General features: G+C 49.1%; 8 protein-coding genes. 7 read left to right on the top strand and 1 reads right to left on the bottom strand.

Annotated elements, in window-relative coordinates:
* The first annotated feature begins 85 nt into the window (after positions 1–85).
* Positions 86–1,333, top strand: a complete 1,248-nt coding sequence (locus HUF18_RS02745; RefSeq protein WP_225691049.1) for a PucR family transcriptional regulator — start codon at positions 86–88, stop codon at positions 1,331–1,333.
* A gap of 353 nt (positions 1,334–1,686) precedes the next feature.
* On the opposite strand, the gene HUF18_RS02740 is transcribed toward HUF18_RS02745, so the two are convergent.
* Positions 1,687–3,420, bottom strand: a complete 1,734-nt coding sequence (locus tag HUF18_RS02740; protein WP_225691048.1) for a histidine kinase — start codon at positions 3,418–3,420, stop codon at positions 1,687–1,689.
* 398 nt (positions 3,421–3,818) lie between these two features.
* On the opposite strand from HUF18_RS02740, the gene HUF18_RS02735 reads away from it, so the two are divergent.
* From HUF18_RS02735 to HUF18_RS02710, 6 genes are all read left to right on the top strand, one after another.
* Positions 3,819–7,535: a nitrate reductase subunit alpha gene (locus tag HUF18_RS02735; protein WP_225691047.1), complete on the top strand. Its 3,717-nt coding sequence runs from the start codon at positions 3,819–3,821 to the stop codon at positions 7,533–7,535.
* Positions 7,536–7,555: 20 nt separating this feature from the next.
* Positions 7,556–9,091, top strand: coding sequence for a nitrate reductase subunit beta (narH, locus tag HUF18_RS02730; RefSeq protein ID WP_225691046.1), 1,536 nt, complete (start codon positions 7,556–7,558; stop codon positions 9,089–9,091).
* A 2-nt stretch (positions 9,092–9,093) separates the two neighbouring features.
* The gene (gene narJ, locus HUF18_RS02725) at positions 9,094–9,813 is read left to right on the top strand and encodes a nitrate reductase molybdenum cofactor assembly chaperone (RefSeq protein ID WP_225691045.1); all 720 of its coding nucleotides are present in this window, start codon (positions 9,094–9,096) and stop codon (positions 9,811–9,813) included.
* Between the two features lie 11 nt (positions 9,814–9,824).
* Complete coding sequence (gene narI, locus HUF18_RS02720) at positions 9,825–10,514, top strand: respiratory nitrate reductase subunit gamma (RefSeq protein ID WP_145467952.1); 690 nt, start codon at positions 9,825–9,827, stop codon at positions 10,512–10,514.
* Positions 10,515–10,576: 62 nt separating this feature from the next.
* Positions 10,577–11,344 carry a peptidylprolyl isomerase gene (locus HUF18_RS02715; protein WP_225691044.1) on the top strand — a complete coding sequence of 256 codons (768 nt, stop codon included), beginning with the start codon at positions 10,577–10,579 and terminating at the stop codon, positions 11,342–11,344.
* Positions 11,345–11,384: 40 nt separating this feature from the next.
* Positions 11,385–12,530: an alginate export family protein gene (locus tag HUF18_RS02710; protein WP_225691043.1), complete on the top strand. Its 1,146-nt coding sequence runs from the start codon at positions 11,385–11,387 to the stop codon at positions 12,528–12,530.
* Positions 12,531–12,567: the final 37 nt, after the last annotated feature.

Below are 12,567 nucleotides of genomic sequence, written 5' to 3'. Positions count from 1 at the left end.
GGAACTCCGGCTCATCAATGTACAAAACAACACTGATGTGGGTATATTTGGTGCACTTTGCACAGGCGGTAACAATGGAGACTTTATGAAACTGGCCGTCAGTAGCCGGCAGCGCTGGCCCAGCGTATCGCCACGGATTCTTGAGCTGATGCGCACAGGCGCAGAGCTGGCGCTGCAACTGGCGACCAGTCCTGAGGTTCTGGACGAGCTGGAAGGCGGCAACTTCAAAACGGTGGGGGCAGAGACTCAGTACGTCGACCCGCTGTTATCGGCCCGTCAGCGGCGCGCTATCCGTGCCGGTACCATTCACTGGCTGAACGCCATCATCGAACGGCCCGATCAACCGGTCAGTGCTTTTCTGGTGGAAGAGGCGGTGCTGGGGCTGAGTGAAATTTTTCCGACTCAGGCTGCTCAGGTGCTGCTCAGTAATGCGCGCTCGGTGCAGGATATTGCCTGGCAATACTGGATGAAGATTGTTTTCCAGCTGACTCAGGACCCGCTGGAATTACAGCAACTGCTGGAGATTTCTTCGGTATCAATCAACACCTTTATTGATGACAGTCTGCAGCTGGGTATCCAGCGTATGAAACAGGATGCAGAGGCGCGTAAAAGCGGCCAGCTGGAAGAACAGCGCGAGCTTATTTCGCAGATTGTGGCCGGCGAGGCGATGGACCTGGCCGCCGCCGAGCGGCTGCTGAATTATCCTTTTGCGCAGACTCATCACAGCGCCATTATCTGGAGTGAGGAAATTGATACCGAAATTTCTGATCTGGAGCATCTGGCCACCGCATTCCAGAAAGCCTGTCAGCAAAAAACCTCATTAAAAATCATCGTCAGCCCGTCACTGATCTGGGTGTGGGCGGCAGCAGAATTTCCGGTGAACGAAAAAGTGCTGGAAATGGTGTTAAAGAAAAAAGAAAACATCCGCATCAGTTATGGCGAAGGCGGCAACGGCGTGGATGGTTTTCGCCGTTCGCATCTGGATGCACAGGCGGCGCAGCGGGTTCTGGGGCGGTTAAAATCCAACGTGCAGCTGGTGAGTTACGACCGTGTGCGTTTAATGGCTTTTTTATCCAAGGATGCAAAATCCATTCAGCATTATTCCGGGCACGTACTGGGCGAGCTGGCGCAGGCACCGGCGGCGGTGCGCCAGTCATTGCACGCTTTTCTGGAGTGCGGCTGTAATGCTACTGAAGCGGCAAAACGACTGCACACCCACCGCAACACCTTATTAAGACGGCTGGCAAAAGCCGAAGATATGCTGCCACGGCCGCTGGCCGAAAACCGTATTCAGGTGGCGGTGGCGCTGGAGGCCCTGTACTGGATTTTGTAAATGCACGCTGCCATTTTCTGAACAGGGCGTGGCAGTGGAGCCCCATTTACCCCTGACTAGGGCCTGTCGACACTAATTGAATAGGCCCTGCTGAGAGCTAGTTTTTCTCAGAACAAGGAGAGAGGAGTGATATTGTCAGGAACATCCATGTTCCTGACCCTGCGGGCTTCGCGCCCATCTGCTCCGGGCAGGTGGGTAGCGGGCTAAATGAATGACGAACGACGACGTTAATGGGGAAAACTGGCCTCAGCCCGAAGGGTTATGGCTGAACATCCCACACTCTCAGCGCCTTGCCTGTGAAATTTTTAGCAGATAACAGGCCTGTCTAATTAGTGTCGACAGGCCCTAGGGTTTCAGGCTCCGGTTTCAGGTTCAGACTTTCGCACAGACTCGGGGGTAAAGCTGAAATAGACGCCGGTTCCCCCTTCGTTACGTCGTTTAATTTCCGCGTTGCCGGAAAGCTGATAAGCCCGCTCCTGAATAATCGCCATACCATAATGGTTACGTTTTTCCGGATCAGTATTGATACCGATGCCATCGTCTTCGATTTCCAGCGTTACTTCTTGCTGGTCATTACTGCAAAGGCTGATGTGTATGTTTTTGCCATGAGAGTGGTGGATGGCATTCTGGCTGGCTTCGCGGATTATCTGTAATAAATGAATTTCTTCCTGAGGTGATAAGGGGATATTAAAAATATCGTAATTCAGGGATATTTCCATATTGGATTGCTCGTGGAACTGATCTACGGTTTTCTGCAGCGCATCAAGTAATCCTTTACCATCGACTTTAAGGCGGAAGGTTGTCAGCAGTTCGCGCAGTTGCCGGTAGGCAGAATCCAGACCCTGTTTAAGTTCAGCAGAGACGTCCATCATTATTTCAAAGTCAGAACTGCCGATGGCACGGTTAAGGCGGGTTACCTGAATTTTCAGATAAGACAGAGCCTGAGCCAGAGAGTCGTGCAGTTCACGGGCGATAACGTTACGTTCTTTCATCAACGTAATCCTGCGGATGTTTTCCTCTTCACTCTGCAGGCTCATTGCAATAGCAAACAGATTGGCAACGGAGGTAAACAGATCACGCTGCCAGCGCAACAGAGACTCCGGATGACTGTTCAGTACCAGAACACCATAGTCTCTGCTTTCTCTTGAGATCGGGAAGTTAATCTGGGATGCATTGTCGGCAGGTTGCGTCAGGCAGTCTCGGCAATTGCGTGAGCGGCAGTCATCATCCAGCTCTTTACTGCCATTAATCTGCAGATATGGAATATCCCCGCTTTCTGTCAGCAGGCAGAGTTCAATATTGTCGATACCTGTTACGACGGAAAGCTCTTTCAGGATGTTATTAAAATCTTCTTTCCTGATTTCATGGGTACTGGTTCGTCTGGCCAGATTGTAGAGGAAGCTGAGCGTTTTATTGCTGTTCTGCAGCTCGGCTGTTTTCTCTTCAACCTGTTTCTCCAGCGATTCATACATATAAGAAATGGCTTTACACATATGTTCAAAAGAACGGGAAAGCACACTCAGCTCATCGGTACCTTCCGGTGGTGATATATTGCAGGAAAAATCACCACGGCTGATCTGGCGGGCGGTATTGGTCAGCTCACTCAGCGGTACGGTAAAGCGCAGATGTATCCAGTAGATAACAATGGCCGACAGAATCACGGTAATAAAAAACGCAATAATCTGGAAAGTTCTTAACGTCCGTATTTTTCCTTCGGCGTTATGCTGAATAATCAATACCAGGCGGTTCAGGTCATCAACAAAGGCATGAACAAGATTTAATTTTTCTTCGGTTTCTGTTTCTGAATCACTGATTTTATCGGCCAGTAATATTCCCCGCTCACCCAGCTCGTTAAAGAACTCTGTTGATTCGGCATTTCTGACGACATTTTTCATTATCGGGTTATTGAAAATACTGCGGATGATTTCTTTATTGTCATTTACCGCTTCGGGATCTATCAGCAGGCGATAGCTGTGCATCCGTAAAGAGCCTGCACTGTTAATGGCATAAGCATCATTATCGGTCTGATCTGAGAGCCAGTAAGAAACCAGAATTGTTGATATCGCCATCAGAATAATGGCGCTCATTGCGAGATTGATCCGGGTAATAACCGATGTCTGTTTCATAGTTTGAAAACGGTAAATACGACTGAAAGGTTATCTTACCTGCAGTATGTACTCAGGGATATGGCTGTTATTACCGAACTATATGCGAATGCTTATTATTAGATAGGATTACTTTTAGCTACTCCCCTTGCTTTCGCAGGATTGATTCAGCGCAGTATTTTTTATGGGTAAAAAATAAATTCCTTTAAAATCAATGGCTTGAAAAATAATTCATTTACCACTTTGTGAGTATTTTTGTGTGCAGCACGACGTTTTCCGGCCAGTGACGCCGGCCCGGCCCCATCGTTAATTGGTGCAATCTGAGTAGTATATCTCCGTATGTTTATAGCCGGTCTTTCGGGACACATCAGGAGTTAGCTATGAGTCACCTACTGGAGAAACTTCGGTTTTTCAGAACTCGTAAAGAGTCTTTCGCCAATGGCCATGGTGCCACAACGGATCAGGATCGCAGTTGGGAAAAAGGTTATCGTCAGCGTTGGCAGCATGACAAAGTCGTGCGTTCTACCCATGGTGTGAACTGCACAGGTTCATGCAGCTGGAAAATCTACGTTAAAGATGGTCTGGTTACCTGGGAAACCCAGCAAACCGACTACCCGCGCACCCGTCCGGATTTACCGAACCACGAGCCCCGTGGTTGTCCGCGTGGTGCCAGTTATTCCTGGTATATCTACAGTGCTAACCGCCTGAAGTATCCGAAAGTCCGTGGTCAGCTGATGAAACTTTGGCGTGAAGCCAAAGCGCAGCACAGTGATCCGGTAAAAGCCTGGGAATCTATTGTTTCTGATCCGGTAAAAGCAAAAAGCTACAAAGAGCGTCGCGGTCTGGGTGGATTTGTCCGTGCCAGCTGGGATGAAGTCAATGAGCTGATTGCGGCATCCAACGTTTATACCACCAAAACTTACGGCCCTGATCGTGTTTCCGGTTTCTCGCCGATTCCGGCAATGTCGATGGTTTCCTATGCTGCCGGTGCCCGTTATCTGTCGCTGATCGGTGGTAACTGCCTGAGTTTCTATGACTGGTACTGCGACTTACCGCCAGCCTCTCCGCAAATATGGGGTGAGCAGACCGACGTGCCCGAATCGGCCGACTGGTATAACTCCAATTATATTATTGCCTGGGGTTCGAATGTTCCTCAGACCCGTACGCCTGATGCGCACTTCCTGACTGAGGTTCGTTATAAGGGTACCAAAACCTGCATTATTACTTCGGATTATTCTGAAGCTTCTAAATTCGGCGATACCTGGCTGGCTCCGCGTCAGGGTACCGACTCGGCACTGGCTATGGCTTTCGGTCATGTCATCCTGAAAGAATTCCACGTTGATAAGCCAAGCACTTATTTTACCGACTACAGCAAACGCTACACCGATATGCCGATGCTGGTCATGCTGGAAGAAAGCAATGGCCATCTGACCGGTGGACGCTTCCTGCGGGCAGCCGATCTGGTAAACAATCTGGGCGAAGATAATAACCCTGACTGGAAAACCATTGCCCTTAACAGCAACGGCAGTATGACCAGTCCGAACGGTTCTATTGGTTATCGCTGGGGCGAAAAAGGTAAGTGGAACCTGGAGCAGAAAGACCGCAGTGGTGATGTTGATCTGGTTTTATCACTGAAAGATCAGAACGACGGTATTGCTGATGTTGCTTTCCCATATTTTGGTGGTGCACCGCACGAATATCAGTATTTCCAGCACACTGAGCACAATGAAATTCAGCTGCGTAAAGTACCGGTTAAGTCGGTTGAACTGGCCGATGGTACAACCGCTAAGGTAGCAACTGTATTTGATCTGATGCTGGCGCATTACGGTGTGGATAACGGCATCGGCGATAGCAACCGTGCCAGCAGTTATGATGATGACGTGCCTTATACACCTGCCTGGCAGGAAGCTATTACCGGTGTTAACCGTGCCGATGTGATCCGCGTTGCCCGTGAGTTTGCCGATAACGCCGATAAAACCCGTGGCCGTTCCATGGTTATCGTTGGTGCTGCACTGAACCACTGGTATCACATGGATATGAGCTATCGCGGTCTCATTAATATGCTGATGATGTGTGGCTGTGTTGGTCAGACTGGTGGTGGCTGGGCCCACTATGTGGGGCAGGAAAAACTGCGTCCGCAAACCGGCTGGACTCCGCTGGCCTTTGCACTGGACTGGCAGCGTCCGCCACGCCATATGAACGGTACTTCGTTCTTCTATAACCACTCCAGTCAGTGGCGCTATGAAAAGCTCAACATGAGCGAAGTGATTTCACCGCTGGCGCCAAAAGAGCGCTGGACCGGCAGCATTATCGACTTTAACTCCCGCGCCGAACGTATGGGCTGGTTGCCTTCTGCGCCACAGCTGGGAACCAACCCTCTGCACCTGGCGGATAAAGCCAAAGCGGCTGGCCAGGAAGTGCAGGATTATGTGGTTGATCAGCTGAAGAAAGGCGATCTTAAATTCGCCTGTGAGCAGCCGGATAATCCGCAGAATTTCCCGCGCAATATGTTTATCTGGCGTTCTAACCTGCTGGGTTCTTCCGGTAAGGGCCATGAATATATGCTCAAACATTTCCTGGGTACCAAGCATGGTCTGCTGGGTAAGGATCTGGGCGAGTTTGGCGGTCAGAAACCGGAAGATGTTGAATGGGTTGATCAGGGTGCAGAAGGCAAGGTGGATCTGTGGGTAACACTGGACTTCCGTATGTCCACCACCTGTCTGTATTCCGATATCGTTCTGCCGACGGCCACCTGGTACGAAAAAGACGATATGAATACCTCGGATATGCATCCGTTTATTCATCCGCTCAGTGCCGCTATTGATCCGGTTTGGGAAGCACGTTCTGACTGGGAAATTTTTAAAGGCATCGCCAAAGAATTCTCCCGCGTCTGTGTTGGCCATCTGGGTGTGGAAAAAGATCTGGTCACTATTCCGATGCATCACGATACACCGGCAGAACTGGCGCAGCCTTATGGTGTAAAAGCCTGGTGGAAAGGCGAGTGCGAACCGGTACCGGGTAAAACAATGCCACATCTGAATGTGGTTGAGCGTGATTATCCGAATACTTATGCCCGTTTCACCTCGATCGGTCCGCTGCTGGAAAATATCGGTAATGGCGGTAAAGGCATCAGCTGGGATACCAAAGATGAAGTGAAACTGCTGCGGCAGCTGAACTACACCCATACCGATGAAGGTATTAATAAAGGTATGGCCAAACTGGATACCGCGATTGATGCCTGTGAAATGATTCTTACCCTGGCTCCGGAAACCAACGGCCATGTGGCTGTTAAAGCCTGGGAAGCTCTGGGTGAATTTACCGGCCTCGATCACACCCATCTGGCGATACCGAAAGAAGAAGAGAAAATCCGCTGGCGCGATATTGTTGCCCAGCCACGTAAAATTATTTCGTCACCAACCTGGTCTGGTCTGGAAGACGAACATGTGTCCTATAACGCTGGCTATACCAACGTTCACGAACTGATTCCATGGCGTACCGTTACCGGCCGTCAGCAGTACTATCAGGATCATGAATGGATGCGCGATTTTGGTGAGCAGCTGTGTGCTTACAAGCCACCGATTAATCTGAAAACCGTTGAGCCTGTTCTGAACAAAAAGCCAAACGGTAATAAAGAAATCGTTCTGAACTGGATTACGCCACACCAGAAATGGGGTATTCACAGCACCTACTCTGACAACCTGCTGATGCTGACACTGTCACGCGGTGGCCCGATTGTCTGGATGAGTGAAGTCGATGCCAAAGAAGCCGGTATTGAAGATAACGACTGGATCGAAGTCTTCAACGTTAACGGTGCCATTGCCTGTCGTGCGGTTGTTTCTCAGCGAGTGCCTGAAGGCATGAGCATGATGTACCACGCACAGGAACGGATCGTAAACGTACCGGGAGCAGAAACAACAGGCACCCGCGGTGGTATTCACAATTCGGTTACCCGTGCGGTGATGAAACCAACCCATATGATCGGTGGTTATGCTCAGCAGGCCTATGGCTTCAACTATTACGGTACGGTCGGCTGCAATCGTGACGAATTCGTCATCGTGCGCAAGATGAATAAAGTCGATTGGCTGGACACCAAATAAGGGTGGAGTGAGGTAATTATATGAAAGTCAGAGCTCAAATCGGCATGGTGCTGAATCTGGATAAGTGTATTGGTTGTCACACTTGCTCCATCACCTGCAAAAACGTCTGGACCTCCCGCGAAGGGGTCGAATACGCCTGGTTTAATAACGTAGAAACCAAGCCTGGTATTGGTTTTCCGAAAGAATGGGAAAATCAGGAAAAATGGAATGGCGGCTGGAAGCGTGACGCTAACGGCAAGCTGCAGTTGAAAATTGGCGGCAAATTGCGGGTTCTGGCGAATATTTTCGCCAACCCGGATCTGCCGGAAATTGACGACTACTACGAGCCGTTCGATTTTGATTACCAGTATCTGCATAACGCGCCGGATAAAAAGCATCAGCCTGTGGCCCGTCCACGCTCGCTGATTACCGGTCAGCGTATGGAGAAAATCGAATGGGGTCCGAACTGGGAAGAAATTCTCGGTACCGAATTCGAAAAGCGTAAAGCGGATAAAAACTTTGATGATGTTGTGCAGAAAGATATTTACGGACAGTTTGAAAAAACGTTCATGATGTATCTGCCACGTCTGTGTGAACACTGTCTGAATCCTGCCTGTGTTGCGGCCTGTCCATCGGGTGCCATCTACAAGCGTGAAGAAGACGGTATCGTTCTGATCGACCAGGAAAAATGCCGCGGCTGGCGCATGTGTGTATCGGCCTGCCCGTATAAAAAGATTTATTACAACTGGAAATCCGGTAAGTCCGAGAAGTGTATTTTCTGCTTCCCGCGCATTGAAGCCGGTCAGCCGACCGTCTGCTCGGAAACCTGTGTAGGTCGTATCCGTTATCTTGGTGTATTGCTGTACGACGCTGACAAAATCGAAGCGGCAGCCATGACACCGAATGAAAAAGATCTGTATCAGTCACAGATTGATCTGTTTCTTGATCCGGAAGATCCGCAAGTTATTGAAGCTGCCCGTAAAGAAGGCATCAGTGACAACTGGATTAAGGCGGCCCAGCGCTCTCCGGTTTATAAAATGGCAATGGACTGGAAAGTGGCTCTGCCACTGCATCCGGAATACCGCACTCTGCCAATGGTTTGGTATGTACCGCCACTGTCTCCGATTCAGACCGCTGCCCAGGCAGGTCATGTCGGTATGAATGGTGTGATTCCGGATCTGAAATCACTGCGTATTCCACTGCGCTATCTGGCTAATTTACTGACAGCCGGTGATGAAAAACCGGTTGAGCGGGCACTGGAGCGCATGATCGCTATGCGTGCTTTCAAGCGTTCACAGCAGGTGGACGGTGTGGAAGATCTGGATGTGCTGCAACAGGTAGGGCTGACAGCCGTTCAGGTGGAAGAAATGTACCGCTATATGGCGCTGGCTAATTACGAAGACCGCTTCGTTATCCCGAGCAGCCATACCACCTATGCCGAAAACGCTTATGACCTGAAAAGCAGTTGCGGTTTCAGCTTCGGTAATGGCTGTGGTGATGGTAACAACAGTGTGAACCTGTTCGGATCTCAATCTGCCGGTGTGCGTCAGGTTATCCCGGTTGTGGTAGAGGAATAAACATGAAAATACTTCGCCTGATTTCATTACTGATTGATTATCCGACCGCAGAACTGATTGCGGAAAAGGATGCGTTGCTGGCCGTGGTGGCCAGCTCCGAACTGCCGGCGGAACATGCTGAGTCATTATCGGCTTTTATTGAAAACCGTTGCCGCGATGACATTGTTGACTGGCAGGAAGAGTATGACGGCCTGTTTGAGCGTGGTCGTTCACTGTCCTTATTGTTGTTTGAACACGTACATGGCGAGTCCCGTGATCGTGGTCAGGCGATGGTTGACCTGATGAATCAATACAAAGAAGCCGGTCTGGAAATCAGTACAAAAGAGCTTCCGGATTACATCCCTTTGTACCTTGATTTTCTCAGCACCCAGGGCAATGACAATGCCCGCCTGGGCTTACAGGAGGTTTCTCATATTCTGGCATTGCTGGCCTGTCGTCTGGAGCAGCGGGAATCTGATTACGCTTCTTTATTCCATGCTCTGGTTGGTCTCAGTGAAGTGGCACTGGATCTCAATGATCTGCGTGGCCAGATTGCCGGGGAAGTTCCGGACAATACGCCTAAGGCGCTGGATAAAGTCTGGGAAGAGGAAATGGTCAACTTTATGGATAACGCAGAATCCTCCTGCAGCAGTAACAATCGTCCGGCAGAGGGGCAGCGGCGGGATCAGTATATTCCGCTGAATACCGAACTGCTAAAAACATCTTCAGCGGGCCAGGTGTAAAGGAGTCAACTATGAGCTATTTCAATACATTGGCATTCGGTGTTTATCCATATGTCGCAATGGCAATTCTGTTTATCGGCAGCTGGATCCGCTATGACCGGGAGCAATACTCCTGGAAAGCCAGCTCCAGTCAATTGCTGGAAAAAGAAAAGCTGCGCATGGGCAGTATTCTGTTTCACGTAGGTGTATTAGGCATTTTCTTTGGCCATTTATTTGGTCTGCTGACACCGGTTGAAATCTGGCATGCTATTGGTGTGACCGCGCCAATGAAGCAGCTTGTGGCAATGGGGGCTGGCGGCCTTTTTGGTCTGATCTGCTTTATCGGTCTTACCATTCTGATTCAGCGCCGGTTGTTCAATCCCCGTATCCGTGCGACCAGTAAAAAAATGGATATTGTTATTCTGTTCTTACTGTATGCACAGCTGATTCTTGGGCTGATTTCGATCGGTGTTTCTGCGGGTCATCTCGACGGTCATGAAATGATGAAACTGATGATGTGGGCACAAAATATTATGACACTGGATCTGGTTGACGCTGTGGAAAATATTTCCAGCGTACACTGGATTTTCAAAATGCATATTATGCTGGGGATGACACTGTTTGTTGTCTTTCCGTTCAGCCGTCTGGTGCACATGCTCAGCGCACCGGTGCAATATGTCACCCGTCAGCACCAGATTGTACGTAAGCGTTTTGCCCGTTAATACATGAGATAAGGTCCGTATTCGCTGTTAAAACAACGAATACGGGCCACGCGGAGTCAGTAATGATTAAAGTAAATGATGTTACTATTCCTGAGTCGGCCATTCTGGAAGAAATGCAGTATCACCCGGCCGAAAGCAAGCGCCAGGCGATGCTGAAAGCAGCAGAATCTCTGGTTATTGGTGAAATTCTCCGTCAGCGGGCAAGCTCTCTGGGTTTGCCTGTTTCTGACAGTGGCAGTCAGGCCGGCCAGGACGATTTCATTGAGAAACTATTTGATCAGGATGTTTATCTTCCGGAAGCAACGGAGGATGAGTGCCGTCTGTATTTTGAAAAAAATCCCATGCGTTTTACCACGTCACCTTTGCTGGAATTGCGCCACATCCTTCTGGCTGCTGCCCCGGATGATGAAGTACAGCGTGTTGACAGTAAAACGCTGGCAGAAACACTGGTGCATAAATTACGCGCCGGAGAAAATTTTTCTGACCTGGCCAGACAGTTCTCAGCCTGTCCGTCGAAAGAAACGGGTGGCAGCCTTGGGCAGATCAGTACCGGACAAACCGTTCCGGAATTTGAACGTCAGGTATTTACTGCAAACGAAGGCTTGTTACCTGCACCTGTTGAAAGCCGTTATGGTTTTCATGTGGTATTTATTGAACGTAAAATTGCGGGAAATCCATTGCCTTATGAGCAGGTCGAGGCCCGTATACGACAGTATTTGAATGACAAAGTAAAAGCAAAAGCAACGGCTCAGTACATTCAATCCCTTATTCAAGAAACCCAGTTAGAAGGTTTCGATTTCTCTGTATCAGATTCGCCATTGATGCAGTGATAAAATGGTACTCAGTGCTCATTTGCAAAAGGAGAGCACGATGATCTTTAAACTAAGTTCTTTGGCCAGTGCTTTATTACTGGCTTCCCCCGTGGTTTTGTCTCAGAGCATCGACGGTGTTCCCGGAAACTTTCCGGCCGATTTTCGCCTTCGCTATGAGACAAATGATACGGACAACCTGACAAAGTCGGCCACCGCATTAACACTGAGAAGCCGCATTGGTTATGAGACAGATAACTACAGTGGGCTGAAGGCTCTTGCTGAAATCGAGGATGTCAGAAGCATTATTGACGACTATGCACCTGAGAGCAGCGGTTATGATCCTGTGGCTGATCCGGTCAATACCGAAATCAACCGGGCACAGCTGTCTTACACAAAAGAAGCGTTAACGGCTGTTGTTGGCCGTCAGCGTATTATTCTGGATAACGCCCGGTTTATCGGCAACGTAGGCTGGCGGCAGAATGAGCAGACTTATGACGCTGCGCTTCTGCAGTATAAAAAAGACGGTCTTGGGGTTACCTACGCTTATATTAATCAGGTCAATGATATCAATTTTTCAGAGAGGGATATCACCGGGCATGCACTGAATCTTGCCTTTGACAAACTATCGGCCGGTAAACTGGTGACTTATGCCTATCTGGTTGATATTGACGATTCCGATCTTTATTACGATACCTATGGCGTCAGCCTGGCTGGTCAGAAATCGCTGGATGATATCAAGGTCAATTATCTGGCTGAGATTGCTACTCAATCGGCATATAAAAACGGTGATAAAGACGCGATTTATTATCATGTTGAAGCCGGAGCAACCCTGCAGGGCGTCAACCTTACTCTTGGTAATGAAACCCTGGGAAGTGACGATGGTGAGTACGGTTTCCAGACTCCGCTGGCAACCAAGCATGCTTTTAATGGCTGGGCGGATGGATTCCTGCTTACAAAGGATGATGGTCTTTCTGATTCTTATGTTCGGGTTTCTGGAAATGTTAATGGAATCAAAGCTCTGGTTGCATATCATGAATATTCAACTGATAAAGGTGGGGACGATCTTGGTTCAGAGTTGAATCTTCAGCTTCTCTACTCCTTTAATAAAAACATTAGTAGCGGGCTTAAGTATGCAGGCTATGATGCTTCTGGAAATAATTCTGATATTGATAAGTTCTGGCTCTGGTGCGGCCTTTCTTTTTAGGTGAAGCCTCCTCCTTTACGCCTGCTCTGCAGGCGTT

The organism is Thalassolituus sp. ST750PaO-4 (assembly GCF_020320405.1).
GTDB classification, from domain to species: Bacteria; Pseudomonadota; Gammaproteobacteria; order Pseudomonadales; family Oceanobacteraceae; genus Venatoribacter; species Venatoribacter alkanivorans.
This window is presented reverse-complemented; position numbering and strand designations above follow the sequence as displayed.